Origin of the sequence: Nocardia sp. NPDC049149 (assembly GCF_043197455.1) — a bacterium.
GTDB lineage: Bacteria > Actinomycetota > Actinomycetes > Mycobacteriales > Mycobacteriaceae > Nocardia.
In genome coordinates, this window is record NZ_JBICTD010000004.1 from 726960 (window position 1) to 752887 (window position 25928).

Consider the following 25928-nt stretch of genomic DNA (forward strand, 5'->3'; position numbering starts at 1 on the left):
TCGGTCAGCGGGTCGCCGTCGGCACCGCATCGGGTGCGTCGGTGGAGGTGTACTCGAAGGTGACATCGCCCCAGGTCGCGAGCGCCACCTCGAGCGGGCGGCAGATCTCGGCCGCCTTGCGCAGCACGTCGGGGCCTTCCTTCAGCAGATCACGACCCTCGTTGCGCGCCTTCACCACCGCCTCCAGCGCCACCCGGTTGGCCTCCGCGCCCGCGGCGATCCCGAGCGGATGCCCGATGGTGCCGCCACCGAACTGCAAAATCACGTCGTCGCTGAAAAGATCGAGCAGTTGGTGCATTTGGCCCGCATGGATGCCGCCGGACGCGACCGGCATCACGCCGGGCATGCTGGCCCAATCCTGATCGAAGAAGATGCCGTTGCCGAGATTCTCGGGAATGTGGTTCTCCCGCAACGTGTCATAGAAGCCGCGGGTGGTCGCCGGATCACCCTCCAGCTTCCCGACGACGGTGCCCGCGTGCACATGGTCGACGCCGATCAGCCTGCACCATTTGGCGAGCACCCGGAAGCTGACGCCGTGCGTCTTCTGCCTGGTGAAGGTGCCGTGACCGGCCCGATGCAGGTGCAGCAGCACGCCGTTGCGCCGCGCCCAGTGCGACATCGACTGCATCGCCGTGTAGCCGACGGTCAGGTCCATCATGATCACGACACTGCCGAGCTCCTTGGCGAACTCGGCTCGCTCGTACATGTCCTCCATGCTCGCCGCGGTCACGTTCAAGTAGTGGCCCTTGATCTCACCGGTGTCGGCGATCGCGCGGTTCACACCCTCCATCGCGTACAGATAGCGGTCGCGCCAGCGCATGAACGGCTGGGAGTTGATGTTCTCGTCGTCCTTGGTGAAATCCAGGCCACCCTTACACGCCTCATAAACAACGCGGCCGTAATTCCGCGCCGACAGACCGAGTTTCGGTTTCACCGTCGCGCCGAGCAGTGGCCTGCCGTATTTGTTCAGATATTCGCGTTCCATCACCGTCCCGTGCGGTGGGCCCTGGAATGTCTTCACATAGGCCACCGGGATGCGCATGTCCTCCAGGCGCAAGGCCAGCAGCGGTTTGAATCCGAAGACGTTGCCGATGATCGAGGACGTCAGGTTGGTGATCGATCCCTCTTCGAAGAGGTCGAGATCGTAAGCGATATAGGCGAAGTACTCCCCCTGCCTGCCCGGCACCTCGACGATCCGGTAGCACTTGGCCTGGTACTTCGAGTGCGCGGTCAACCGGTCGGTCCACACCACGGTCCAGGTGGCCGTTGACGATTCGCCCGCGACGGCAGCGGCGGCCTCGATCGGGTCAACGCCCGGCTGCGGGGTGACCCGGAATACCGCGAGCACATCGGTATCGGACGGCTGATAGTCCGGCGCGTAATATCCCATCGACGCATACGATTGAACACCCGGATCCCACCGGTCCCGCTCGGTCGCATCGGCCATCGTTCCTCCTGGCGTTCGGTACTGCGGGACGCTCGAACCCGGGTCGGGTTGTGCGCCTTGCGAATTCCAGAATGACGGCAGGGTGCACAACAAACAATTTGATTGTTCCTGCGAAAGCTCAAGGAAAGAGTCAGGTTTCGTGGCGTCGCCGGCCGGGTATAAGGGGATGCTCGCGGCGGAAAACTTCCGGAACCGCTACGAGCACCCCGGAGCGCGCACCACCCCGGGGTGCTCGAGCGCGGCGCGGAAGGGGGATCAACGCGCCGCGGTCGGATGGACCCTTTACGCCAGCGATGTTTCCACAGATCAGCGCCCTCGCTGCGCCACCAATTCCTATGGCACCAGAGTCGCGGTCGAAGTTTGCTACCGTCGGCAGATGGGAGCGGTCAGCGCGGCCAGAATGGAAACTTTCCTGGTGGTCGCACGGTTGAGCAGCATCCGGCGCGCCGCAACCCAGCTGCACATCACCGAGGCCGCCGTGTCCGCGGCCGTCGCGCACATCGAAAAACAGTTGGGCGCCAAGCTGATCGCCAAATCCGGGCGCGGCATCGCACTCACCGAAGCAGGACGCGTCTACGCCGACTACTGCCGCAGCATCCTCGGCCTGATGAAGGAAGCCCACGCAGCGGTGCAACAAGCCGAGACCGGGCGACTACGCATCGGGGTCGTCGCCACCGCGGGCGAATACGTCCTGCTGCGGCCGCTCGCCTCGTTCCGCAACCGCTACCCCGACATCGAACTGAGCCTGTCCGTCCATCCCCGCGACGTCCTGTTCCTCGAATTACAGCACCACGAAACAGATCTCGTCATTGCGGGCCGCCCGCCGCGCAACACCGGGCTCGTCATCCGCGCTCGTCGTCCCAGCCAACTCGTCGTCGTCGGCGCCGTCCAGCACCGCCCCGACCCGCTCCGCACCACCTGGTTGCTGCGCGGCCGCGGCTCCGGCACCCGCGACGCCACCCTGTCCCTGCTCGATCACCTCGACATCACCCCGCCCACCCTCACCCTCGGCAGCCACGGCGCCGTCCTCGCTGCCGTCCGCGAAGGTCTCGGCGTCACCCTCATCCACAGCGACGCCATCTCCCACGACCTCGAATCCGGTGTCCTCCAACTACTTCCGGTCACCGGCACCCCCATGGACCGCCCATGGCACGCCATCACCACCCGCACCCCCACCCCCTCCACCCGCCTCTTCCTCACCCACATCTGCGACCCCGCCGAAGTAGGGCCCGACGCGTTCCACCCCGCCTGAACTGCTCCCCCAGCTGGGTCAATTCTTTCGGAATGATGTAGTTGCCGCTGCCTAAGAGCGCAGCTGGCAGGCACCTGCTTCACATGCAGCGCTGTGCCAGACTGGTCGGCATGGCTGGTGACGTACCGATCTCGAATGTGTCGGACACCGCTCGCTGGGTGGCCGCTTATCGTGCGCGCGAGACCGCGCGGCCTGACGCGCTGTTTCGGGATCCGCTGGCGGAGCGGTTGGCTGGGGCGCAGGGGTTTGCTATTGCCGACGGTGCGCCGCGGGTGATGCGCAACGGGTGGCCGATCGTCACCAGGACCAAGTTGATCGATGATCTTCTTGCGAAGTCGATCGCCGAAGGCTGCGACCGGGTGCTGAATCTTGCTGCGGGACTGGACACTCGGCCCTATCGGCTGAGTCTGCCCGCGGACTTCGTCTGGATCGAGGCGGACCTGCCGGAGATCCTCGCGGAGAAGGATGCCGCGCTGGCCGATCAGACCCCGCGCTGCAGGCTGATTCGTCGTGCCGTCGACCTGTCCGACCCTTCGGTCAGGGACAAGTTCCTCGACGAGGCGCTCGGCGCGATCGAGTCGATCACCACACCCGCGCGCAAGGCCCTCGTCCTCACCGAAGGTTTGCTCTTCTACCTCGACCCCGAGGTCGTCACGGACCTGGCGCGCGCGTTGACGCGCCCCGAAGTCGCTTGGTGGATGGCCGATCTCAGTTTGCACATGGGTCAGATGCGCACCGGCACCATCTTCGACAACGCACCCTTGAAGTTCGACCCCGACAACGGGCTCACGTTCTTCGAAGACCTCGGCTGGCAGCCCATCGAGGTCGAGAACATCTTCGTCAACGCCCGCAATGTCGGCCGCTTACCCTGGTTCTTGCGCCCGTTCAGCTACCTCCCCCAACAGGACCCCCGCAAACCGATCCGCAACCCGTGGTCGGCAGTTATCCGCTTCCAGCACGTCTAGGCGTCCGGGGCGAAGATTCGCACGAGGCCGCCAGCGCTGGCCGGCACGACCGCGATCCGACGACCGAGAGCGCCACGGCCGAGGCGGCGATCCACGGCCTATTCGCGCGATCGGTCGCGAAGGAGCATGCCACCGGTCAATCGGGGCGGCGAGAAATAGGGTGGACGGGGTTAGGTCCGGGTTGCTAGCGTCCTCCAGACCGTGACAACACGCCAGGAGGTGAGACCCATGAACGCAACAACTATGTGGGTGCTCCCACTCGTGTGCACGGTCGGGCGATTGACGTAGGTGTCGCCGGGAGCGCCGGAATCAGGCAATCCCGAAGGGCAACACCATGCAATTCGCCTCTGAATCATCGACGGATTCTCCGTCGTCGAACACTTCTCCCGACGTCGATGTGATCATCGCCGGGTGCGGGCCGACCGGCGCGATGCTGGCCGCCGAACTCCGGTTGCACGACGTGCGAGTCCTCGTGCTGGAGAAGGAAACCGAGCCGGCGTCGTTCGTCCGCATCGTCGGTCTGCACATTCGCAGTCTCGAGCTGATGGCGATGCGCGGACTGCTCGATCGCCTGCTCGAGCACGGGCGACAACGTCCGGCCGCAGGCTTTTTCGCCGCCATCGCTAAACCTGTTCCCGAGGGCCTGGATTCCGCGCACGCCTATCTGCTCGGCCTCCCGCAACCGATCATCGATCAGTTGCTCGAAGAACACGCGGTTGCACTGGGCGCGCAGGTCCGACGTGGTTGTGCGGTAGCCGGTTTCGAGCAGGACGACGCAGGGGTGCGCGTCGCGTTGGCCGACGGGGAGCGCCTGCGGTCGCGGTACCTCATCGGCTGTGACGGTGCGCGCAGCACCGTGCGCAAACTGCTCGGCGTCGGTTTCCCCGGCGAGCCCTCGCGCATCGAGACGCTGATGGGTGAGCTGGAAGTGGGTGTGCCGCAGGCGGAGATCGCCGCCGCGGTCGCCGAAATACGCGAGACCAACAAGGTATTCAGCCTCACGCCCTTCGGCGCGGAGATCTATCGCGTCGTCGTCCCTGCCGCGGGGCCCGGCGCGGAACCGCCCACCCTCGTGGATTTCAAACAAGGGTTGCGTGCCGTCGCAGGAACCGATTTCGGCGTGCACTCGCCGCGCTGGCTGTCCCGCTTCGGCGACGCCACCCGGCTGGTCGAGCACTATCGGGTCGGACGGGTGCTGCTGGCAGGCGATGCGGCGCACATCCATCCGCCCACCGGCGGTCAGGGCCTGAATCTCGGTGTTCAGGACGCGGTCAACCTCGGCTGGAAACTGGCCGCGCAGATCCGCGGCTGGGCACCGGACACCTTGCTGGACACTTACCACACCGAACGCCATCCGGTCGCCGCCGACGTCCTGGACAACACCCGGGCGCAGATGGAGTTGCAGTCCACCGAACCGGGCCCGCAGGCCGTGCGCAGGCTGCTCACCGAACTGATGGACTTCAACGAGGTGAACCGCCATCTGATCGAGAAGATCACCGCGATCGGCATCCGCTACGACTTCGGTGCAGGCCCTGACCTGCTCGGCCGCCGCATGCGCGATATCGACCTGAAACAGGGCAGGCTCTACGACCGGCTGCGTCGCGGGCGCGGTCTTGTCCTCGACCGCACCGAACGTCTGACCGTCGACGGCTGGTCGGATCGCGTCGATTGCCTCGCGGATCCGACTGCGGCACTGGATGTTCCGGCTGTCCTGCTACGACCCGACGGCCACGTCGCCTGGATCGGTGAGCGCCAGCAGGACTTGAACGAGCACCTCGCCCGCTGGTTCGGCAAGCCCGTCAACTGATTTCACCCGGGTACCCGAGGCAGGCGAATGTGCCTGTCTCGGGTCGAGATCAGGATCAGGCCTGCACGGATGCGCGGCGCACGCGGATCTTCCGGTGGCAGATGCGCCAACCCTGCGGTTCCCGGCGGAGCGTGTCCTCGTAGACGACGGTCCCGGTCGTCCCGTCCGCATTGACGCCGAGCCCCTTGGATCGCGCCCGCACCCGGTCGCCGTCCTGTGCGCCGACAACGATGTTGGTGACGTGATGGCCCAGTGGCTGGGACGGGTCGTCCTGGCTGTCGCGGGCCAGCTTCTGCAGCGCCGCAAGGCCGTTGATCGTGCCGAGCCCGAAATCTTCCAGGTCGAGTACCAGATCGTCGGTGTACAGCTCGCCCCAGTGATCCCAGTCTCGGTCGTCGGCCACATGTCCGTGCAATGCGATGGTCTCGTGTATCGCGATGCGATCCGCCGCGGTGATGTCCTGCATTCGTAGGTACCTCTCGCACAAGTGGGGAGTTCCCCGTTTCAACTGCCACTACACTAAACGGGGCATACCCCACTTGGCAAGGAGGACGGTGGCCGACCGACCACGTCGCGCCGATGCGCGCCGCAACTACGAGCTGGTACTGGCAGCAGCGAGGGAGGTATTCGACGAGCTCGGGGCGACCGCACCCCTGGACGAGATCGCCCGGCGCGCCGGAGTCGGAAACGCGACGATGTACCGCCACTTCCCCACCCGCCGCGACATGGTTATTGCCGTCTACGCCGAGGAAGTCACCGCGTTGGGCGAGCTGGGCCGGACCCTGCTCGACGATCCGTCGGCGGTCGACGCGCTGTTCACCTGGCTGCGCGCGTTCATCGCGCACGTCTCCACGAAAGGGGAACTGCCCCTGGCCATTACGGACGATGAGGCCGGGCAACGGTCCGCGTTGTACCGGGACTGGCACCAGACGATGCACACCGCGGCGGCCGATCTGCTGCGCCGCGCCAAGGAAGCGGACGCGATCAAACCCGACCTCGACGTCGCCGACCTGCTCACCTCGGCCAACGGAATCGGACGCGCCGCCACCGACGCCGCCCAAATCGACCGACTACTGACCATCGTCCGCGACGGCGTCACCCGCTGAGTCGCGAACCAGCGCCGAGCCGTCACCACGCCGCACGAATCTGATTGCCACGCATCCATCTTGGCCGTCGGATGGCCTGGCGCTCAGATGATTACCCGCCGCCGGTGCCGACCGGCGACGAAGCCGTCACTCAGGGGATAGCACCGGCGTTCTCTCCCTCGGCCGGGAAATGGTGCACGAGCGTGTCCGGGCCTGGCGACATGAGCGTGTCGTGGCCGTCCTCGAACCGCACCCGATAGGGTGGCGTGCCGTTGGGGCCGAACACCTCGATGACCTCAGCCTGCCGATCCTGTTGGCCGGCAACGTGACCGCGCAGGAGTAGTCGGTCACCCACTGATGCTTGCACGAGTAGCCTCCTCGTCCCCCGAAGCGCTAATCTGTCGAGTGAAAACGGTACGACTCGCATCGTGTTGTTTCGCCGTTTTCGGCGACTGTTCGTACACTCGACACGCCAAGCACCCCAACGAAACCCGATTGACCTGGGGCGCGCCGACAAGCGATTGTGCGACGCCACAAACGCGGTGCGGTGATCAAGACTCCGAATTCGGCAAATCTGCACCGACATGGCCGCGTCGAGGCGGCGACTGCCGAATTTTCTTCTTCGCGCCGGGCCGCGATATGCCCTCCACCGCGATACAGATTCCGAAGACTCTGTCGTGGTTGGTCCAGCCGTTGACTCGGCCTCGGTTGTTGCTGATCTGCACTCGTCCTCGGGGGACGTCCAGAGCCGAGATCAGATGGAGGTAGACGGTTCCCGCGACCTTCGCCAGAACGATATCGCCGACCTCGAGTGTCGTCGGATCCACCGGAGCGACGGCGACCAAGTCTCTGCTGCGGATCAGCGGGACCATGGAGGAGCCCGTCGGCCGGAACTCCACCAGAGCACCGGCGGCGACTCGGGCGGCAACAACGTCCAACTTCCCCATGGGCGACAGCATGCGGGAGCTCCCGAATTGGTGTCCATGGAATTTCTGCGGGCAGCGATGAGTTCTGTGCGGGTGCTCCGTCCTATCTGGTGAACGCGCTACCAACCCGGCGCGACCGACCAGAAGGATCAGAAGATGACCACCGCCAACCCCGCCGCCCACTTCGCCGACGACGCCACCTACCGCCCGGGCAAGATCTGCAACCGCGTGCTGTGGACCCTGCAGATCGTGCTCGGCCTGTTCTTCATCATCGCCTCCGGCGGGCCCAAGCTCGTCATCCCGAACACCTTGATGGACAACGCCCCCGAGAACCTGACCATCCCCTTCGGACTGCTCATCTTCATCGGAATCGTCGAAGTCGCCGGCGGTATCGGGCTGATGGTGCCACGGCTGAGCGCCCTGGCCGCAGCAGGCCTGTCGGTGCTCACCGTGCTCGCCGCAGCCACCCAGGCCTTCATCGCCGACAAGCCCGCAATGGGAATCTTCCCGCTGGTGCTGGCCGCGATCTTCGCCTGGATCGCCTACGAACGCCGCGCCACCCTCACCGACCTGCACAACACGCTGACGCGATGACACACCGCTGAGCACGACCGGCGATCGGTGGCCTGGCCGCCGATCGCCCTTCGTGCGTCCCCGGATCGGTCGCCCGTCGGGGTTGGCGGCGACCGATCCAACCCTGGTCAGGCGATCAGGAGGCTCTGTTGGCGGCATCGGCCAAGAGACCAGTTACCTCAGAGCCCCCTGATCGCCCGTCCAGCAACGCATCTCGGGAGCAAGGTCGCCGATTCGACGTCGAAATCCAGGCCGGTGTGGGCAGGTTGGCGCGCGGCGGGGGTGATAGGTGGTGGTGTCGCGGATGACGCGCAGCGGGATATCGATGCCGCCGAGCCAGCCGAAACGCAGCTACAGCTGCTCGCGGTCCAGTCGATGGGAACTCCAGAGGGGCGACGCCATCGCGACAAGCAGTGCAGCGGTGGGTATTCCGGCGACAAGGTCGACGACCATGGCGACGAGCGGTGGCGCGTAGGCGCCGACCACCAGGTGGAGGACGCCGACTTCCAGCACGCCGAGGACGCTGACGCCCACGACCAGAGCCGCCCACGCACCTCGGCGACCGGCGCCGAAACGCGTGATCGCTGTCATGCGACCGAGCGTAGTAGACCCGACGGAATTACAGCTGACCGTGTTGAGAGTCGAACGTGACGACGCGGCTGCCGAGTTGAACTTGCGCGCCGGGGGTCAGTTTGACGGGATGGCCCGGGATGGCACGGGTCCAGTCCTGATGGGCAGGTTGGCGGACGTGGGTGCCGTTGGTGGAGCCGCCGTCGACGACGGTGACGTCCCAGTCGATGAGCCGGATCTCGGCATGCGCGCGCGACATGCCACCGGAACGGTCTTCGAGGCGGACGGGCCGGGCGCCGCGCGAGACGACCGCCTCGGCATGTTCGGGTTCGCGACCGAGAACACAGTCGTTGTCGAGAACGAACGAGGTGCCGTCGTCCAGCAGCAGCACGCCGAGCGGTGGGCGGACGCCGTCGGTGAGGACACAGGTGAGCTGGTCCATGCGGATGCCGCAGACCGCGCAGAAGGAGACTCGCGGATCGTTGAGATGGTCACGGGCGCATTTGAATCCCTTGATCACCACGCCCGGGCCTGGCTCGGGCGGGTCGGTGTCGAGGATGCGGGAGGTCAGGGCCGAGGCGATCCTGGTTTCGTCCAGGTCGACCGGGCTGCGGGCTTCGTCGGCGGGTGGCCGATAGTCGTGGTCCGGCGCGAATTCGTGCACGCTGGCCAGCGGGCCGGAATCGCTCGGGCGGTCCGCGGGTTGTTCGGCGCCACCGGCATACAGCGGTTCCTGCGGCTGCGGCCCGGTACGCGGTGCGTCAGCCGACTGCGGTCCGGTACGCGGTGCGTCTGTGGGAGTCTGGCGCGGCGAACCCGCAACGGGCGTAGGCCGGTGCGACGGCGTTGCGCTCGCGTGCGGCATGCTCTCGGCAGGCGTCACATTCGAACTGCGTGCCGGTACACCTTCCGCAGCGCTCTCGGCCGGCACATTCGACGGGACAACACTCGCTGTGGGCACGTCCACCACCGGCTGAGGCCCCGAAACATGGGACGCGACAGGCGCTCCGCCCACCTCGACGGGATCAGGACGCGACACCACCGGCGCGCTCCCCGACCCTGCGTCGAGCATCGTTGCCGCATACGACGATTCCGCAGGTTTGCGCAGATCCAGCGCAGGCTGCGACGCAGGCACGGACTCCACCACCGGCCGCTCGACCGGCGAAACCTCAGCCCCCGCGAACCACAACACCGCTCCGGCCCCGGGCACCGTCCCGTCCCCCAATCCGAAAACCCCACGCGCTGGCAACGTTTCCACCTCGCGCCCCACCTCGTCGACAAACAACCCCGCCCCGACCTCAGGCCCGGGCATCACCACCCGATCAACGGTGAACCCGGCCTCCCGCCCCCGCAACACCTGTGACCGCTCCGCCCCCGCCAGCACCGCAGACACCCCACCATGCAGGAACACCGCGATCCCACTGTCCCCTGGCGTAATCACCCCGAACTCGACCTCGTCTTCGTCCCCGTTCGGCAACCCCATCAACCAGTTGGTGGCCAACCGCGCCACCGTCCGCCCGCTGCGCCGCGGCTCGTTGGACGCCGCCTGCCCCACGATGTCCAGCAACGCCGTCATCGTGCGCGCCGCGATCGAATCCGCCGTCACCGCGGTCTCGAGCCGATGCGCGACCACCACGATCACACCGCCGGATCCGGCAACCAGGTGCCGTCCGGCCAGTACTTCGATCTGTCTGCTCACAGGAACCTGCCACCTTGAAAACGCCACCGATGAAACACCACCCGCATCGGCCCGTTCACGATGAGCCAGAACACGATCCAGGTGAGGACGAACTGAATGAGAAACGCGGTCAGCGACGGACGCAGCGTCTCGGGCAGCACAATGGTCGTGTTGCGCACGAGCACCCACATGAGCGCCCCCTCGTTGACCATGGTGAGCAGACCGAACAGGGTTGGCCAGTCCTTTTCCCAGCGAAACTGTTGTAGAAAATGGTAGAGCAACTCCCACAGCACGCCGACCAGAACGGTGGCCAGCAGGATCGACAATGTGACCCGGTAGGCCTGCCCGAGACTCAGCGATCCGGTCGGGAGGAACGGCGTGATGATCAGTGCGACAAAGCAGCCGATCACGCCGAGCGCGAGCACACGGGTCTGGATTCGCCCGTTCAAGGTAGGAAGCATCAGCTCAGATCTTCTTGTTCGTAACCCATGACCACCACTGGCTTGTCGAGCGCAGCGGACCCATCCTGCGGCAGAACCCCAGCGCCGCAAGATCGTCCGCGATCTCCTGTGCGGCGATCTGCAAACCGAGGAAGGTGTCGACCCCGACGAACGGCCCACCCAAGGTCGCGCTACCGGATGCATAGATGCGTCCGGTGCCACTTCGGGTGCCGATCAGCTCGAAGGTCGTGTCCACGTCGAGCCGTCCCACCGGATTACGCCCGGCACCAGCGTGATCGAGCAGATCGGCGAGCAACCGGTGCTCGCGGATGTCGGCCTCGAGCCCGGTGCAGTCGATGATGTAGTCGACTGTCGTGTCGAACGGCTGGGTCGGCGGCGGAGTCGGCAACGGCGCCGAGGTGTCCGGAATGATCGTCGCGACAACACCTTGCCGTCCTTCGGCGGGCCGCGGCGCGCGCATGGTGCCCGCCATCACCTGGTACCAGCCTTGTTTGCGCCCGCGCCGCAACTGTTCCTGCCATCCGTACCGGATCGGGGTGTTGGTTCCCGAGATCTCCTTGTACGCCTCCGCCCGCTGCTCTCCTTGCAGCGTGCGCATCTTCTGCTTGAGCTGTCCGCCCCACACCGACTTCGGATAGTTGAAGCCCTGATACGCCCACCCGTCGGCGCCCTTGCGCCGGTTGAACATATCCTTGCCGTGCGCCTTTGCGATGTAGGTGCGGAACAGATGCAGGATCTGCGTGTTCAGCTGCAACCGATCCCGATCGTCGATGAGCCGCTGCAACACTCGGCTCGCAACGATCCCGCTGCCACGGATCAGCACCGTCCCCGGCCTGCGCTGCAACGCCTGATAGACATGCTCGTGCGGCTCGTACGCGTTCACCACCCGTGTCGGATCACGGTGCACTTCCCGGTATTCCTGCAGGTCCGGCAGCAGCTTCAGGCCCGGATAGCCCACGGCCACATGCACATACATGCTGCGAAACGCCACGCGCTTGGTCGGCGACGACCCCGCTGGCGGGGTGAGAATCGTGAAATACCCACCGCCGTGGCGTTTGCGCACCATGCGAACCTGCCCGCGATGCAACGAGCTCGCATACCCGATGCGCTGGAACTCGCGTTCCATCCCGACGAACGCCTGCCCGGCTTTCGGCGTGTAGTAGTTCGCGAAGATCGGCTCTACAAGCACGTTCCACAACGGCTTGATCGTCTTGTCCGCGATGGCTTCCCGCACCGCGTACGACGGGAAGCCCCACATGTTGTCCGGTTCGGAGGCCGAGTCGCTGCGTAGCCGTTCGCCGCGCGGAATCTGCGACACCCGCGTCAGATATTCGTAGGACGCCCACGGGTATTCCTGTGGACCGAGCACCGCCATCGACGCCGCGGGCACTCCGAAGATTCGGAGCGTGTCATAGGTGACGAACGAACCTATCCCACTGCCGATCGTCACGAACGGCACCTCTATCACCGGAATTCCGGCCCGGTCGAGCATTTCATCGGTCCACACGTCGGTATCGACGAGGACCTGGGTCAGATCTCCCCGCATTTTCCGCACTCTACCGGCAGATTCTTGCCGATTACTTGTGATCACCTTGGCGCAGCGGCACATCGCTGGTGACGCGCGGTCGGACACTCCGGACGCACCGCACGTTTGCGGCGAACCCACCAGGGTTCGGGTGCCGCACGTGGCCGGCTACCGCTGCGACCAGGCTCGGGCGCGACGCGCGGAGGTGATGTGGCGGAAGATGCCACGCGCACCCGCATCGCCGACGTAGCATTCGCTCGTGGCCGACGCGATCCGTTCCACCCCTCTGCGGGTCCTCGTGTACAGCAACGACGCCGATACCAGGCGCCAGGTGATGCTGGCACTTGGCAAACACCCGCACCCCGAACTACCGGCTTTCGATTACCTCGAAGTGGCCACCGGCCCCGTGGTGATCGAGCAGATGGATGCGGGCGGCATCGACCTCGCCATCCTCGACGGCGAGTCCGCGCCGACGGGCGGGCTCGGCATCGCCAAGCAACTCAAGGACGAGATCGACCAGTGCCCACCGGTGCTCGTGCTCACCGGACGCCCGGACGACGCCTGGCTCGCCAAGTGGTCCAGGGCCGAGGCCGCGGTCTCGCATCCGATCGATCCGATCCGTCTCACCGAGGCGGTTGTCGGACTGCTGCGCAACCGTTCAGCAGCCTGACCCACCCACATTCATGCAGACTGTGTATTAATCAGTCGCCTCCAAGCCGTGCCCGTCGGATCCATCAGGAATCCGGCGGGCACGCTGCGTTCGGCACTACTACCGGCGTTGCGGCGCTGTCGCCGACAGCGACCCGCGGCAAGTTTGCGCACAGTGCCGAAAACGTCGGTACCAGCGACACTTTCGGGTAACCGACTGGCCGGTCAACCAACGTCACGTGACAACACGCCGGATTACCCCCGTTTCAGTCATAAATCGGCGTCACGAATTAGATCAAACGCAGCAGTCAATCGCGCAGCACTCAGAGCGATCAGTTGTAGGCTGTGCCCTAGCTCACAGTGCGGGCACAGCCAATCCCCCGCCTAGAGCGCAGGCCATGAGGCGTGTCTGGCCGAGGCGGACAACGACGTCAGCCCGCCTCGGAAGCTGCCGTCCGGCAACGGACGACCCACCCGCAGGCTCCAGCGCGCAAGGAGGGGAAGTGCAGTCGTGAATATCGAGATGCCAACTCTGGTTTTAGGTGCGGTCGCTGCGGCGTTCGCGGTGTTCACCATCATCATGGCGGCTCTCGTCGGCCCCAAGCGGTACAACCGGGCCAAGCTCGAGGCATACGAATGCGGTATCGAACCGACACCGCATGCCATCGCAGGCGGCCCGGGAAACGTGACGGGCCAACGCTTTCCGGTGAAGTACTACCTCACCGCCATGCTGTTCATCATCTTCGACATCGAGATCGTGTTCCTCTACCCGTGGGCAGTCCACTTCGATGCGCTCGGTCTGTTCGGTCTCGCCGCGATGGCGCTGTTCATCTTCAACGTCTCGGTCGCCTACGCCTACGAATGGCGGCGCGGGGGCCTGAGTTGGGAGTGACGGCCGCAACGAGTGGAAGTGAAGGTTAGTCGGATATGGGTCTCGAGGAAAAACTGCCCAGCGGTTTTCTGCTGAGCACGGTCGAAGATTTCGCCGGTTATCTGCGCAAGGGCTCGCTGTGGCCCGCCACCTTCGGACTGGCGTGCTGCGCCATCGAGATGATGGCAACGGGCGCAGGCCGTTTCGATATCGCCCGCTTCGGCATGGAGGCGTTCCGCGCCTCGCCGCGGCAGGCCGATCTGATGATCGTCGCAGGCCGGGTCAGCAACAAGATGGCCCCGGTGCTGCGGCAGGTCTACGACCAGATGACCGAACCGAAATGGGTGCTCGCCATGGGCGTGTGCGCCTCGTCGGGCGGCATGTTCAACAACTACGCCATCGTGCAGGGCGTCGACCACGTGGTGCCGGTCGACATCTACCTGCCCGGCTGCCCGCCGCGGCCGGAGATGCTGTTGAACGCGATTTTGACACTGCACGCAAAGATTCAGGAGATGCCACTCGGCGTCAACCGCGAAGAAGCCGTGCGCGCCGCAGAAGCGGCCGCGCTCGCGTCTACGCCGACCATCCGGATGGAGGGTCTGCTGCGATGACGTTCGATTCGAGCGACGATACGACCGTCACCGCGCACGACGAGATCGACGCGGCCGCCACCGCAGGCCCGGAAGGCACACTGCCGGACGAGCAGTCGGGCGCGGGCGCCGAGGTGATCGGCGTGCGCCACGGCATGTTCGGTGTCACCGGCTCCGGTGACACCTCCGGCTACGGCGGCCTGGTCCGCCCGGTCAGCCTGCCTGGCAGCACGCCGGCACCCTACGGCGGTTACTTCGACGAGCTCGTCGACGCACTGCGCGCCGCACTCGGCGCCGTCGGCACCCGGCTCGAGACCGCACTGGAGAAGATCGTCGTCTTCCGCGGCGAGCTCACCCTGCACGTGCACCGCGAGCATCTGGTGACCGTCGCCCAAGCGTTACGTGACGATCCCGCATTGCGTTTCGAGCTCTGCCTCGGCGTCAGCGGCGTGCACTACCTGGAGGACGCGGGCCGCGAACTGCACGCGGTGTACCCGCTCATGTCCATCACACACAACCGCAGGCTGCGCATGGAGGTGTCCGCGCCGGATGCCGACCCGCACATCCCGTCGCTGTACGACGTGTATCCGACCACCGACTGGCACGAGCGGGAAACCTACGACTTCTTCGGCATCATCTTCGACGGGCACCCCTCGCTCACTCGCATCCTGATGCCCGACGACTGGCGCGGTCACCCCCAGCGCAAGGACTACCCGCTCGGCGGGATCCCGGTCGAGTACAAGGGCGCGCGGATACCCCCGCCCGACGAGCGGAGGGCCTACAACTAATGAACAACACCGACACTCGGGGCGATGTCACCGACACCGCCCCGGAACCGAACGTTGTCACCGTCGCAGGACAAGACTGGGAAGAGGTCGCCGACGCCCTGCGTGGCGCGGGCGAGGAACGCATCGTCGTCAACATGGGACCCCAGCACCCGTCCACGCACGGTGTGCTGCGCCTGATCCTGGAGATCGAAGGCGAGACCGTCACCGAGGCGCGCTGCGGAATCGGCTACCTGCACACCGGAATCGAGAAGAACCTCGAGTTCCGCAACTGGACCCAGGGCGTCACCTTCGTCACCAGGATGGACTACCTCTCGCCGTTCTTCAACGAGACGGCGTACTGCCTCGCGGTGGAGAAGCTCCTCGACATCACCGAGGCAATCCCGGAGCGCGTCAACATCATTCGGGTGATGCTGATGGAGCTCAACCGCATCTCCTCGCACCTGGTCGCGCTGGCCACCGGCGGCATGGAGCTCGGCGCGCTCACCCCGATGCTGTTCGGTTTCCGGGAACGCGAACTGATCCTCGACGTGTTCGAGACCATCACCGGTCTGCGGATGAACCACGCCTACATCCGGCCGGGCGGCCTCGCGCAGGACCTGCCCGACGACGGCGTCACCAAAGTCCGTGAGCTGCTTGCCCTGATGCCGAAGCGGCTGCACGACATGGAGCAGCTGCTCACCTCCAATCCCATCTGGAAGGCGCGCACGCAGGACGTCGGTTACCTGAACCTGCAGGGCTGTATGGCCCTCGGGATCACCGGCCCGGTGCTTCGGGCCACCGGCCTGCCGCACGACCTGCGTAAGTCCCAGCCGTACTGCGGTTACGAGAACTACGAATTCGACATCCCCACCACCACGGGCTGTGACTGCTACGGCCGCTACGTGATTCGGGTGGACGAGCTGAAGGAGTCGCTGAAGATCGTCGAGCAGTGCCTGGACAAGCTGCGTCCCGGCCCGGTGATGGTCGATGACAAGAAGATCGCCTGGCCCGCCGACCTGCAGCTCGGGCCGGACGGACTCGGCAACTCCCCCAAGCACATCGGCAAGATCATGGGCAAGTCGATGGAGGGCCTGATCCATCACTTCAAGCTCGTCACCGAGGGCATCCGGGTGCCCGCAGGCCAGGTGTACACCGCTGTCGAATCGCCGCGCGGCGAGCTCGGTGTGCACATGGTCAGCGACGGTGGCACCCGGCCCTACCGGGTGCACTACCGCGATCCCTCGTTCACCAATTTGCAAGCGGTGGCGGCGACCTGCGAGGGCGGCATGGTCGCCGACGTCATCGCGGCCGTCGCCAGCATCGACCCCGTGATGGGTGGAGTGGACCGATGACAGAAATCATGTTGAAGCTCAGCACCAGGCCGCAGCCGTATCAGCCGTTCATTCGCGAGCGGCTCGAGCTGGATGCCAAGGAGATCATCGCGCGCTACCCGGAACCGCGGTCGGCGCTGCTGCCGCTGCTGCACCTGGTGCAGGCCGAAGAGGGGTGCGTCACCGGAACCGGCATCGACTTCTGTGCCGATCAACTCGGCCTCACCGGCGCGGAAGTCACTGCGGTGGCGACCTTCTACTCGATGTACCGGCGCACGCCGACCGGCGAATACCACGTCGGGGTCTGCACGAACACGCTGTGCGCGGTGATGGGTGGCGACGCCATCCTCGCCAAACTCGAGCAGCATCTCGGCCTGCATCACGGCGAAACCACCGCGGACGGCAAGATCACCCTCGAGCACGTCGAGTGCAACGCGGCCTGCGATTTCGCGCCGGTGATCATGGTCAACTGGGAGTTCTTCGACAACCAGACCCCGGAATCGGCTCAGGCACTGGTGGATTCGCTGCGCGCAGGGCAGCAGGTGACGCCGACCCGCGGCGCGCCGCTGTGCACGTTCAAGGAGACCGCCCGCATCCTTGCCGGATTCCCCGACGAGCGGCCCGGCGTCCTCGACGGCGCGGCAGGCAAGGCGACCTTGGCCGGACTCGAAGCCGCCCGCGAGCAGAATCTGCAAGCCCCTGGGACACCACAGAATTCGGAGGGCATCGCATGACGCTGACCCCCGTACTCACCAAGTACTGGGACGACCCGCAGTCGTGGACGATGGACACCTACCGCCGCCACGACGGCTACCAGGCGCTGCGCAAGGCACTGCGGATGGAGCCGGACAACGTCATCCAGACCGTCAAAGACGCAGGCCTGCGCGGCCGCGGCGGCGCAGGCTTCCCCACCGGCATGAAGTGGAGCTTCATCCCGCAGGGACCAGGACCCGACGGCGTCACCAAGCCGCACTATCTGGTGGTCAACGCCGACGAGTCGGAACCCGGTACGTGCAAAGACATTCCGCTGATGCTGTCGAGCCCGCACGCGCTGATCGAGGGCGTCATCATCGCGTCCTATGCGATCCGGGCGGCACACGCGTTCATCTATGTGCGCGGTGAAGTGGTGCCGGTGCTGCGCAGGCTGCAGGCCGCCGTCGCCCAGGCCTACGAAGCCGGGTTCCTCGGCCGCAACATCCTCAACTCCGGCTACGACCTCGAGCTCATCGTGCACGCCGGAGCGGGCGCCTACATCTGCGGCGAGGAAACCGCCCTGCTGGATTCGCTCGAGGGCCGCCGCGGCCAGCCGCGCCTGCGCCCGCCGTTCCCCGCCGTCGCCGGGCTCTACGCCTGCCCGACCGTGGTGAACAACGTGGAATCCATTGCTAGCGTGCCGCCGATCATCCTCAACGGCACCGCGTGGTTCCGTTCGATGGGCACCGAGAAGTCACCGGGCTTCACCCTGTACTCACTGTCGGGGCACGTGAACCGGCCGGGGCAGTACGAGGCACCGCTGGGCATCACGCTGCGCGAGCTGCTCGACTACGCCGGCGGTGTCCGCACCGGGCACACGGTGAAGTTCTGGACCCCCGGCGGTTCGTCGACCCCGCTGTTCACCAACGAACACCTCGACGTCCCACTCGACTACGAGGGTGTCGCGGCGGCCGGATCCATGTTGGGCACCAAGGCATTACAGATCTTCGACGACACCACCTGCGTGGTGCGCGCGGTGCTGCGCTGGACCGAGTTCTACGCCCACGAATCCTGCGGCAAGTGCACACCGTGCCGCGAGGGCACGTACTGGCTGGTGCAGCTGCTCGAACGCATCGAGGCGGGCCACGGCACCGCGGCCGATCTGGACAAGCTGCTCGATATCAGCGACACGATCAACGGCAAGTCGTTCTGCGCCCTCGGCGACGGCGCGGCCAGCCCGATCATCTCCTCGCTGCAGTACTTCCGCGACGAGTACCTCGCCCACTTCGAGCGCGGCGGGTGTCCGTTCGATCCGGCGCGCTCGACCGCATGGGCTATGGAAGGAGCGCGATGACTAGCACCGTGAACGCGAATGCGAGCGGAGTTGTCCCCGCGGATCTCGTGTCCGTCACGATCGATGACACCACGATCAGTGTGCCCGCAGGCACTTTGGTGATCCGGGCCGCCGAACTCATCGGCATCCAGATCCCGCGGTTCTGCGACCACCCGCTGCTCGATCCCGTCGGCGCCTGCCGTCAGTGCATCGTCGAGGTCGAAGGCCAGCGCAAGCCGGTCGCGTCCTGCACCATGACCGTCACCGACGGCATGGTGGTGCGCACCCAGCTCACCTCGCCGGTGGCCGACAAGGCGCAAGAGGGTGTGATGGAGCTGCTGCTCATCAACCACCCGCTCGACTGCCCCGTCTGCGACAAGGGCGGCGAATGTCCGCTGCAGAACCAGGCGATGTCCACCGGCCGCGCGGAGACCCGCTTCGAGGGCGAAAAGCGCACCTATCCCAAGCCGATTCCGCTCTCGTCCGCGGTGCTGCTCGACCGGGAACGCTGCGTGCTGTGCGCCCGGTGCACCCGCTTCTCCCAGCAGGTCGCCGGTGATCCGTTCATCGAGCTGCTGGAACGTGGTGCGCTGCAACAGGTCGGCACCGCGCAGGCCGAGCCGCTGGATTCCTACTTCTCCGGCAACACCGTGCAGATCTGCCCCGTCGGCGCGCTCACCGGCACCAGCTACCGGTTCCGGGCCAGGCCGTTCGACCTGGTGTCCAGCCCGAATGTGTGCGAGCACTGCGCATCCGGCTGCGCGCAGCGCACCGATCACCGCCGCGGCAAGGTGCTTCGCCGGCTGGCGGGCGACGACCCACAGGTCAACGAGGAATGGAACTGCGACAAGGGCCGCTGGGCGTTCGCCTACGCGACCGAACGCGATCGCCTCACCACGCCGCTGGTCCGCGGCTGGGACGGCAACCTGGCGCCCGCCTCCTGGTCCGAGGCGCTCGCCGCCGCGGCCGAAGGTCTCGCCGCGGCGTTCGGCAGCGCGGGCGTGCTCGTCGGCGGCCGGGTCACCGAAGAGGACGCCTACACCTACGCGAAGTTCGCTCGAATCGCGTTGGGCACCAACGACGTCGACTTCCGGGCCAGGGCGCATTCCGCCGAGGAGGCCGACTTCCTCGCCGCCCGCGTCGCGGGCCAGGGCATGACGGTCAGCTACGACAGCATGGAGAGCGCGCCGATCGTGCTGCTCGTCGGGTTCGAGCCCGAGGAGGAGTCGCCGATCGTCTACCTGCGGCTGCGCAAGACCGCCCGCAAGCGGCGCTTGCCGATCTACTCGCTGGCGCCCTACGCCACCCGCGGGCTGGACCGGATGTCCGGCAAGCTCATGCAAGCCATGCCCGGCGCCGAACCGCACCTGCTCGAAGCGATCCGGAACGGCGAAACCGCAACGCCGGGAGCCGATCCCACCCAGATCGCCGATGTCGGGCGACTGCTGCGCGAGCCGGGTGCGGTGATCATGGTCGGCGAGCGGATGGCAGGCATCCCCGGTGCTTTGTCCGCCGCGGTCCGACTGGCCGACGAGACCGGCGCCGCCCTGGCGTGGGTCCCGCGCCGCGCCGGTGAACGCGGTGCGGTCGAGGCGGGCGCACTGCCCGGCCTGCTGCCCGGCGGCCGGCCGGTCGCGGATCCCTCTGCCCGCCAACAGGTTCGCAGCGTCTGGAATGTGCCGGACTTGCCTGCCACCCCGGGGCGGGACACCGCGGCCATCTTGGACGCCGCGCCAGGACTCGGCGCTCTGGTGATCGGCGGTGTCGACGTCACCGACCTGCCCGACCCGAACGGCGCACTCGCCGCCATCGACGCCGCCCGCTTCGTCGTCAGCCTGGAACAGCGGCACAGCGCGGTCACCGACCGCGCCGACGTCGTCTTCCCGGTCGCCACGGCGATGGAGAAGTCTGGCACCTTCCGCACCTGGGAGGGCAGGCCGCGCCCGTTCGACGCCGCGCTCGGCGACGACATGGTCCGCCGCCAGTCCGCGCCGCTGTCGGATCAGCGTGTGCTGCAGGCGATCGCGGACGAGATGAAGGTGCGCCTCGGACTGCCCGACACCGCGGCGGCCCGCGCCGAACTCGCCGAACTCGGCGCATGGGACGGCGCGCCGGTCGCGGCGCCCGCGCATCGCCCGCACCCGCTGACCCAGGCCGGACCGGGCACCGCGGTGCTGGCCAGCTGGCGGATGCTGCTCGACCTGGGCCGCCTGCAGGAGGGCGAACCCAACCTGGCCGGCATCGCGCGGACGCCGGTCGCCCGGCTCTCTGCGGCAACCGCCGCCGAAATCGGCGCCGACACCAACGATTTGGTGACCGTCGCCAGCGACCACGGCACCGTGACACTGCCGCTGATGATCACCGACCTGCCCGACCGGGTGGTCTGGCTGCCGCAGCATTCGCCGGGCAGCTCGATCGCCGAACAGTTGGCCACCCAGCCCGGCGGCATCGTGGCGCTGCGGCGTGCCGATGCCAGGACCAAGGAGCACAGGCATGAGTGATCTGAGTCTGTTCGGTCACGATCCGTTGTGGCTCGTGCTCGCGAAATCGCTTGCCATCTTCGTCTTCCTGCTGCTCACCCCGATGATCGCGGTGGTGGCGGAACGAAAGATCGTGGCGCGCATGCAGATGCGCATCGGCCCGAACCGGATCGGCCCCTACGGCATGCTGCAGAGCATCGCCGACGGCGTGAAGATGGCGCTCAAGGAAGACATCATTCCGACCATCGTCGACAAGCCGATCTACATTCTGGCGCCGATCATTTCGCTGATCCCGTCGGTGATGGCGTTCGCGGTGATCCCGTTCGGTCCCGAGGTCTCGGTCTTCGGGCACCGCACCGCGCTGCAACTCACCGATATGCCGGTGGCGGTGCTCTACATCCTGGCCATCACCTCGATCGGCGTGTACGGGATCGTGCTGGCCGGTTGGTCGTCGGGCTCCACCTACCCGCTGCTCGGCGGCCTGCGCTCGACCGCGCAGGTGATCTCCTACGAGATCGCGATGGCGCTGTGCTTCGCCACCGTGTTCCTGCTCGGCGGCACCATGGCGACCTCGGGCATCGTCGACGCCCAGCAGGGCACCTGGTATGTCTTCCTGCTGCTGCCCTCGTTCCTCATCTACTGCGTGTCCATGGTCGGCGAGACCAACCGGGCGCCGTTCGACCTGCCCGAGGCCGAGGGCGAGCTGGTCGGCGGCTTCCACACCGAGTACTCCTCGCTGAAGTTCGCCATGTTCATGATGGCCGAATACATCAACATGGCAACAGTTTCCGCGCTCGCCACCACCCTGTTCCTCGGCGGCTGGCGGGCGCCGTGGCCGTTGAACATGTGGGAGGGCGCGAACAGCGGCTGGTGGCCGGTGCTCTGGTTCACCGCCAAGGTCTGGGTCTTCCTGTTCGTGTTCATCTGGTTGCGCGGCACGCTGCCGCGGCTGCGCTACGACCAGTTCATGAACCTCGGCTGGAAGCTGCTGATCCCGACCTCGCTGCTGTGGGTCATGGTCGTCGGCGCGGCCCGCGTGCTCGAGACCGAGGGCTACCACGTACAGACCCTGATCCTCGTCGTCGGCGGAGTGCTGCTGTCCGCGTTGATGATCGGGATGTTCCTGCGGGCCGGACGCAGGGGCGGCGCCCCCGCACCCGCCGAGCCGGAACCGAGCGCACCGCAGTCGGATTCGGCGGTGTTCCTCGGCTTCCCGACCCCGCCGCTGCCGGAAACCCCGCGCCCCGTTGCCAAGTCGGGTCTGTTCGATCCGCTCGCCGGCTTCGCGGTCACCGCGGCGACCATGTTCAAGAAGCCGAACACCGAGTTCTACCCGGAACAGAAGGTGCCGACCGCGCCGCGCTACCACGGCCGCCATCAGCTCAACCGGCATCCGGATGGGTTGGAGAAGTGCATCGGCTGCGAGCTGTGCGCGTGGGCCTGCCCCGCCGACGCGATCTTCGTCGAAGGCGCGGACAACACCGAGACGGAGCGCTTTTCGCCCGGTGAGCGGTACGGGCAGGTCTATCAGATCAACTACCTGCGGTGCATCGGCTGCGGCCTGTGCATCGAGGCGTGCCCGACCCGCGCGTTGACCATGACCAACGAGTACGAGATGGCCGACGACAACCGCGCCGACCTGATCTACGAGAAGGATCGCCTGCTCGCCCCGCTGCAGCCGGGCATGACCGCACCGCCGCACGCGATGCAGCCAGGCACCGACGAGGCCGACTACTACCTGGGCAACGTGCTCGGCGCGCTGCAAGAAGCCAACGGCGACGCCGACAGTTCGAAGCAGCCCGCCGCCGCGGGCGTGGAAGGAGGGGCGCGGTGAACGAATTCATCCTTGCCGCAGAGCCACTCACCCGCACCTCCACCCCGGAGGCGGTGAACTTCTGGATCTTGGCCCCGCTGGCCACCATCGGCGCGCTCGGCATGGTGTTCGCCCGCAAGGCAGTGCATTCCGCGATCTGCCTGGCCGCCACCATGATCATCCTGGCCGTGTTCTACATGGCCCAGGACGCGTTGTTCCTCGGTGTGGTGCAGATCGTCGTCTACACCGGCGCGGTCATGATGCTGTTCCTGTTCGTGCTCATGCTGGTCGGTGTCGACTCGGCCGAGTCGCTGCGGGAGAACCTGCGCGGGCAGCAGCTCGCGGCCGCCGCGGTCGGGCTCGGCTTCGGCCTGCTGCTGATCAGCGGCATCGCCCGCGGCATCAGGGAATCCGGAATCACCTTCCCCGCCAAGGGCTTCGCCGGACGCGACGTGATCGGCGAGCTCGCCGAGCTGATCTTCGTGCGCTACGTGTGGGCCTTCGAACTCACCGGCGCGCTGCTGATCACCGCCACCATCGGCGCAATGGTGCTCGCACACCGCGAGCAGTTCGGGCCGAAGATGGGCCAGCGCGAGATGTCGGTGCGCCGGTTCCGGGAGGCCGGACATCGCGCCACCCCGCTGCCCACCCCCGGCGTCTATGCCAGGCACAACGCGGTCGACATTCCGGCCAGGCTGCCCGACGGCTCCTTCGAGGAACTCTCGGTCAGCACCATCCTGCGGCACCGCCGCACCAGGGCGCTCGCGGAAGCGGCCGTCATCTCCGTCGGCACCGAGAGCGCGCGCGCCTCGGTCGCGACCGAGAACCAGAGCGACGAGGAAGGCAACCGGTGAATCCCCAGAACTACCTGTTCCTGTCCGCCCTGCTGTTCACGATCGGCGCGGCAGGTGTGTTGTTGCGGCGCAACGCCATCGTGGTGTTCATGTGCATCGAGCTGATGCTCAACGCGGTCAACCTCGCGTTCGTCACCTTCGCCAGGCTGCATTCGAACCTGGACGGTCAGGTGTTCGCGTTCTTCACCATGGTGGTCGCCGCGGCCGAAGTCGTTGTCGGCCTTGCCATCATCATGACCATCTTCCGTGCCCGCCGCTCGACCTCGGTCGACGACGCCAACCTGTTGAAGTTCTGACATGGATACGGCCACGACGCTCTGGCTGCTGCCTGCCCTCCCCCTCGCAGGCGCCGTAATCCTTCTGCTCACCGGACGTTTCAGCGACAAGTGGGGTCACCTGCTCGGCTGTCTGATGGCGCTGGCGTCCTTCGTGGTCGCCGGTATCGCGTTCTTCGACATGCTCGGCCGCGACACCGCGCAGCGCGGTGTGCACACCGACCTGTTCAGCTGGGTGCCGGTGGCCGGGCTGCAGGTCGACTTCAGCCTCCAACTGGACCAGCTGTCCGTGTGTTTCGCGCTGCTGATCACCGGCGTCGGCTCGCTGATCCACATCTACTCCATCGGCTACATGAGCCACGATCCAGGTAGGCGCCGATTCTTCGGCTACCTCAACCTGTTCCTGGCCGCGATGCTGCTGCTGGTGCTGGCGAACAACTACCTGGTGCTCTATCTCGGCTGGGAAGGCGTCGGCCTGGCGTCCTACCTGCTGATCGGGTTCTGGTACCACAAGCCGACCGCCGCGACCGCAGCCAAGAAAGCGTTCGTGGTCAACCGGGTCGGTGACATGGGGCTGGCGATCGCGATGTTCGTCATGTTCTCGGCGTTCGGGTCGATCAACTTCACCGACGTGTTCGCCGGCGCACCGCAGGCCGGCGAAGGCACGCTCACCGCCATCGGCTTGCTGCTGCTGCTCGCCGCGTGCGGCAAGTCCGCGCAGGTGCCGCTGCAGTCCTGGCTCGGGGACGCGATGGAGGGCCCGACTCCGGTGTCGGCGCTCATCCACGCGGCCACCATGGTCACCGCGGGCGTGTACCTGATCGCGCGCTCGGGTCCGATCTTCGACCTCGCGCCGGACGCGCGGCTCGGCGTTGTCCTCGTCGGCGCGGTGACGCTGCTGTTCGGTGCGATCGTCGGCTGCGCCAAGGACGACATCAAGAAGGCGCTGGCCGCCTCGACCATGAGCCAGATCGGCTACATGGTGCTCGCCGCGGGCCTCGGCCCGGCCGGATATGCCTTCGCCATCATGCATCTGCTCACCCACGGGTTCTTCAAGGCCGGGTTGTTCCTCGGCGCCGGTTCGGTGATGCACGCGATGGACGACGAGACCGACATGCGCCGCTACGGCGGGCTGCGCACGTTGCTGCCGATCACCTACGTCACCTTCGGGCTCGGCTACTTGGCGATCATCGGGGTGCCGCCGTTCGCGGGCTTCTTCTCCAAGGACAAGATCATCGAGGTCGCGTTCAACCAAGGCGGCGCAAGCGGTTTGACGCTCGGTGTAGTGACGCTGCTCGGTGCGGGGCTCACCGCGTTCTACATGACGCGGGTCATGATCATGACGTTCTTCGGTGAGCGCCGCTGGAAACCTGAGACCCACCCGCACGAATCCCCTGCGGTGATGACCGGGCCGATGATCCTGCTCGCGATCGGATCCGTTGCCGCCGGTGCGTTGTTCGCGTTCGGGTCCTCGCTGCAGAACTGGCTCGCACCGGTTGTCGGCGCGCACCACGGCGAAGAGACAGTGCCCGCGGGCGTCGTGACCGCCCTCGCACTGACCGTTGTTGCGCTCGGTGTCGGGTTCGCCTACTACCAGTACGCGCAGCGCAACATCCCGGAGACCGCACCGGAAGCCGTGTCCGCGCTGACCATCGCGGCGCGCAAGGACCTCTACGGTGACGCATTCAACGAGGCGACCTTCATGCGACCCGGCGGCTATCTGACTCGCGCGCTGGTGTTCCTCGACAACCGCGGCATCGACGGAATCGTCAACGGGACAGCCGCATTGATCGGCGGGCTGTCCGGACGGATCCGCAAGGTGCAGTCCGGGTTCGTGCGCTCGTATGCCCTGTCCATGTTCACCGGCGCCGCTCTCGTCGCCGCCGCGCTGTTGGCGGTGCGGCTGTGGTGAGTGGTGTGTATCCCTGGGTGCCCGCGTGGCCGCGTCCGTTGCCGTCCCGGCGCGCGTCCCGCATGTCCATGT

The 25928-nt window shown here is 66.5% G+C and carries 25 protein-coding genes; 17 read left to right on the plus strand and 8 right to left on the minus strand.

Annotation, left to right across the window (positions count from 1 at the left end; genetic code table 11):
• Window positions 1-4 precede the first annotated feature (4 nt).
• Window positions 5-1447, minus strand: coding sequence for a form I ribulose bisphosphate carboxylase large subunit (locus tag ACGFNJ_RS19065; RefSeq protein WP_393449353.1), 1443 nt, complete (start codon window positions 1445-1447; stop codon window positions 5-7).
• A 376-nt stretch (window positions 1448-1823) separates the two neighbouring features.
• On the opposite strand from ACGFNJ_RS19065, the gene ACGFNJ_RS19070 reads away from it, so the two are divergent.
• The 3 genes from ACGFNJ_RS19070 (at window position 1824) to rox (ending at window position 5471) form a co-directional block, all read left to right on the plus strand.
• On the plus strand, window positions 1824-2699 hold the full coding sequence (locus ACGFNJ_RS19070) for a LysR family transcriptional regulator (RefSeq protein WP_393449356.1): 876 nt from the start codon (window positions 1824-1826) through the stop codon (window positions 2697-2699).
• 110 nt (window positions 2700-2809) lie between these two features.
• Entirely contained in the window at window positions 2810-3664 is an 855-nt protein-coding gene (locus ACGFNJ_RS19075; RefSeq protein WP_393449359.1) for a class I SAM-dependent methyltransferase, read from the plus strand.
• Between the two features lie 334 nt (window positions 3665-3998).
• A complete protein-coding gene (gene rox, locus ACGFNJ_RS19080; RefSeq protein ID WP_393449362.1) occupies window positions 3999-5471 on the plus strand; it encodes a rifampin monooxygenase in 1473 nt (490 codons plus the stop codon).
• A 55-nt stretch (window positions 5472-5526) separates the two neighbouring features.
• On the opposite strand, the gene ACGFNJ_RS19085 is transcribed toward rox, so the two are convergent.
• Window positions 5527-5937: a nuclear transport factor 2 family protein gene (locus tag ACGFNJ_RS19085; protein ID WP_393449365.1), complete on the minus strand. Its 411-nt coding sequence runs from the start codon at window positions 5935-5937 to the stop codon at window positions 5527-5529.
• 88 nt (window positions 5938-6025) lie between these two features.
• On the opposite strand from ACGFNJ_RS19085, the gene ACGFNJ_RS19090 reads away from it, so the two are divergent.
• The gene (locus tag ACGFNJ_RS19090) at window positions 6026-6577 is read left to right on the plus strand and encodes a TetR/AcrR family transcriptional regulator (RefSeq protein ID WP_393449368.1); all 552 of its coding nucleotides are present in this window, start codon (window positions 6026-6028) and stop codon (window positions 6575-6577) included.
• Window positions 6578-6707: 130 nt separating this feature from the next.
• Here ACGFNJ_RS19090 and ACGFNJ_RS19095 read toward each other — a convergent pair whose 3' ends face one another.
• Window positions 6708-6923 carry a DUF1918 domain-containing protein gene (locus ACGFNJ_RS19095; RefSeq protein WP_393449371.1) on the minus strand — a complete coding sequence of 72 codons (216 nt, stop codon included), beginning with the start codon at window positions 6921-6923 and terminating at the stop codon, window positions 6708-6710.
• Between the two features lie 184 nt (window positions 6924-7107).
• Window positions 7108-7503 carry a S26 family signal peptidase gene (locus ACGFNJ_RS19100; protein WP_393449374.1) on the minus strand — a complete coding sequence of 132 codons (396 nt, stop codon included), beginning with the start codon at window positions 7501-7503 and terminating at the stop codon, window positions 7108-7110.
• 135 nt (window positions 7504-7638) lie between these two features.
• Between ACGFNJ_RS19100 and ACGFNJ_RS19105 the strand changes: the two genes are divergently transcribed.
• Window positions 7639-8076, plus strand: coding sequence for a DoxX family protein (locus ACGFNJ_RS19105; RefSeq protein ID WP_393449377.1), 438 nt, complete (start codon window positions 7639-7641; stop codon window positions 8074-8076).
• 330 nt (window positions 8077-8406) lie between these two features.
• Here the strand turns inward: ACGFNJ_RS19105 and ACGFNJ_RS19110 are convergent, their stop codons facing one another.
• Genes ACGFNJ_RS19110 through ACGFNJ_RS19125 form a run of 4 tightly spaced genes read right to left on the minus strand, consistent with a single transcriptional unit; the run spans window position 8407 to window position 12310 of the window.
• Window positions 8407-8646: a hypothetical protein gene (locus ACGFNJ_RS19110; RefSeq protein WP_393449380.1), complete on the minus strand. Its 240-nt coding sequence runs from the start codon at window positions 8644-8646 to the stop codon at window positions 8407-8409.
• A gap of 28 nt (window positions 8647-8674) precedes the next feature.
• A complete protein-coding gene (locus ACGFNJ_RS19115; protein WP_393449383.1) occupies window positions 8675-10324 on the minus strand; it encodes an FHA domain-containing protein in 1650 nt (549 codons plus the stop codon).
• Window positions 10321-10764 (minus strand): hypothetical protein, encoded by a 444-nt coding sequence (locus tag ACGFNJ_RS19120; protein WP_393449386.1) that lies wholly within the window; start codon window positions 10762-10764, stop codon window positions 10321-10323. Before ACGFNJ_RS19120 ends, ACGFNJ_RS19115 begins: the two co-directional genes overlap by 4 nt.
• 4 nt (window positions 10765-10768) lie before the next feature.
• On the minus strand, window positions 10769-12310 hold the full coding sequence (locus tag ACGFNJ_RS19125; protein ID WP_393449389.1) for a hypothetical protein: 1542 nt from the start codon (window positions 12308-12310) through the stop codon (window positions 10769-10771).
• A gap of 313 nt (window positions 12311-12623) precedes the next feature.
• Between ACGFNJ_RS19125 and ACGFNJ_RS19130 the strand changes: the two genes are divergently transcribed.
• The 12 genes from ACGFNJ_RS19130 (at window position 12624) to nuoL (ending at window position 25856) form a co-directional block, all read left to right on the plus strand.
• Window positions 12624-12959 carry a hypothetical protein gene (locus ACGFNJ_RS19130; protein ID WP_393450048.1) on the plus strand — a complete coding sequence of 112 codons (336 nt, stop codon included), beginning with the start codon at window positions 12624-12626 and terminating at the stop codon, window positions 12957-12959.
• Window positions 12960-13460: 501 nt separating this feature from the next.
• Window positions 13461-13829, plus strand: coding sequence for an NADH-quinone oxidoreductase subunit A (locus ACGFNJ_RS19135; protein WP_228540775.1), 369 nt, complete (start codon window positions 13461-13463; stop codon window positions 13827-13829).
• 35 nt (window positions 13830-13864) lie between these two features.
• Window positions 13865-14419 (plus strand): NuoB/complex I 20 kDa subunit family protein, encoded by a 555-nt coding sequence (locus tag ACGFNJ_RS19140; protein ID WP_393449392.1) that lies wholly within the window; start codon window positions 13865-13867, stop codon window positions 14417-14419.
• Entirely contained in the window at window positions 14416-15186 is a 771-nt protein-coding gene (locus ACGFNJ_RS19145; RefSeq protein ID WP_393449395.1) for an NADH-quinone oxidoreductase subunit C, read from the plus strand. The genes ACGFNJ_RS19140 and ACGFNJ_RS19145 overlap by 4 nt, the downstream gene beginning before the upstream one ends.
• Complete coding sequence (gene nuoD / locus ACGFNJ_RS19150; protein ID WP_393449398.1) at window positions 15186-16517, plus strand: NADH dehydrogenase (quinone) subunit D; 1332 nt, start codon at window positions 15186-15188, stop codon at window positions 16515-16517. The genes ACGFNJ_RS19145 and nuoD overlap by 1 nt, the downstream gene beginning before the upstream one ends.
• On the plus strand, window positions 16514-17230 hold the full coding sequence (gene nuoE / locus ACGFNJ_RS19155) for an NADH-quinone oxidoreductase subunit NuoE (protein WP_393449401.1): 717 nt from the start codon (window positions 16514-16516) through the stop codon (window positions 17228-17230). Before nuoD ends, nuoE begins: the two co-directional genes overlap by 4 nt.
• The gene (gene nuoF / locus ACGFNJ_RS19160; protein WP_393449404.1) at window positions 17227-18543 is read left to right on the plus strand and encodes an NADH-quinone oxidoreductase subunit NuoF; all 1317 of its coding nucleotides are present in this window, start codon (window positions 17227-17229) and stop codon (window positions 18541-18543) included. Before nuoE ends, nuoF begins: the two co-directional genes overlap by 4 nt.
• Window positions 18540-21023: an NADH-quinone oxidoreductase subunit G gene (locus ACGFNJ_RS19165; protein ID WP_393449408.1), complete on the plus strand. Its 2484-nt coding sequence runs from the start codon at window positions 18540-18542 to the stop codon at window positions 21021-21023. Before nuoF ends, ACGFNJ_RS19165 begins: the two co-directional genes overlap by 4 nt.
• Window positions 21016-22836, plus strand: coding sequence for an NADH-quinone oxidoreductase subunit NuoH (gene nuoH, locus ACGFNJ_RS19170; protein ID WP_393449411.1), 1821 nt, complete (start codon window positions 21016-21018; stop codon window positions 22834-22836). Before ACGFNJ_RS19165 ends, nuoH begins: the two co-directional genes overlap by 8 nt.
• Window positions 22833-23669 carry an NADH-quinone oxidoreductase subunit J gene (locus tag ACGFNJ_RS19175; RefSeq protein ID WP_393449414.1) on the plus strand — a complete coding sequence of 279 codons (837 nt, stop codon included), beginning with the start codon at window positions 22833-22835 and terminating at the stop codon, window positions 23667-23669. Before nuoH ends, ACGFNJ_RS19175 begins: the two co-directional genes overlap by 4 nt.
• Complete coding sequence (gene nuoK, locus ACGFNJ_RS19180) at window positions 23666-23965, plus strand: NADH-quinone oxidoreductase subunit NuoK (protein WP_040735043.1); 300 nt, start codon at window positions 23666-23668, stop codon at window positions 23963-23965. Before ACGFNJ_RS19175 ends, nuoK begins: the two co-directional genes overlap by 4 nt.
• 1 nt (window position 23966) lies before the next feature.
• Window positions 23967-25856, plus strand: coding sequence for an NADH-quinone oxidoreductase subunit L (nuoL, locus tag ACGFNJ_RS19185; protein ID WP_393449419.1), 1890 nt, complete (start codon window positions 23967-23969; stop codon window positions 25854-25856).
• Window positions 25857-25928: the final 72 nt, after the last annotated feature.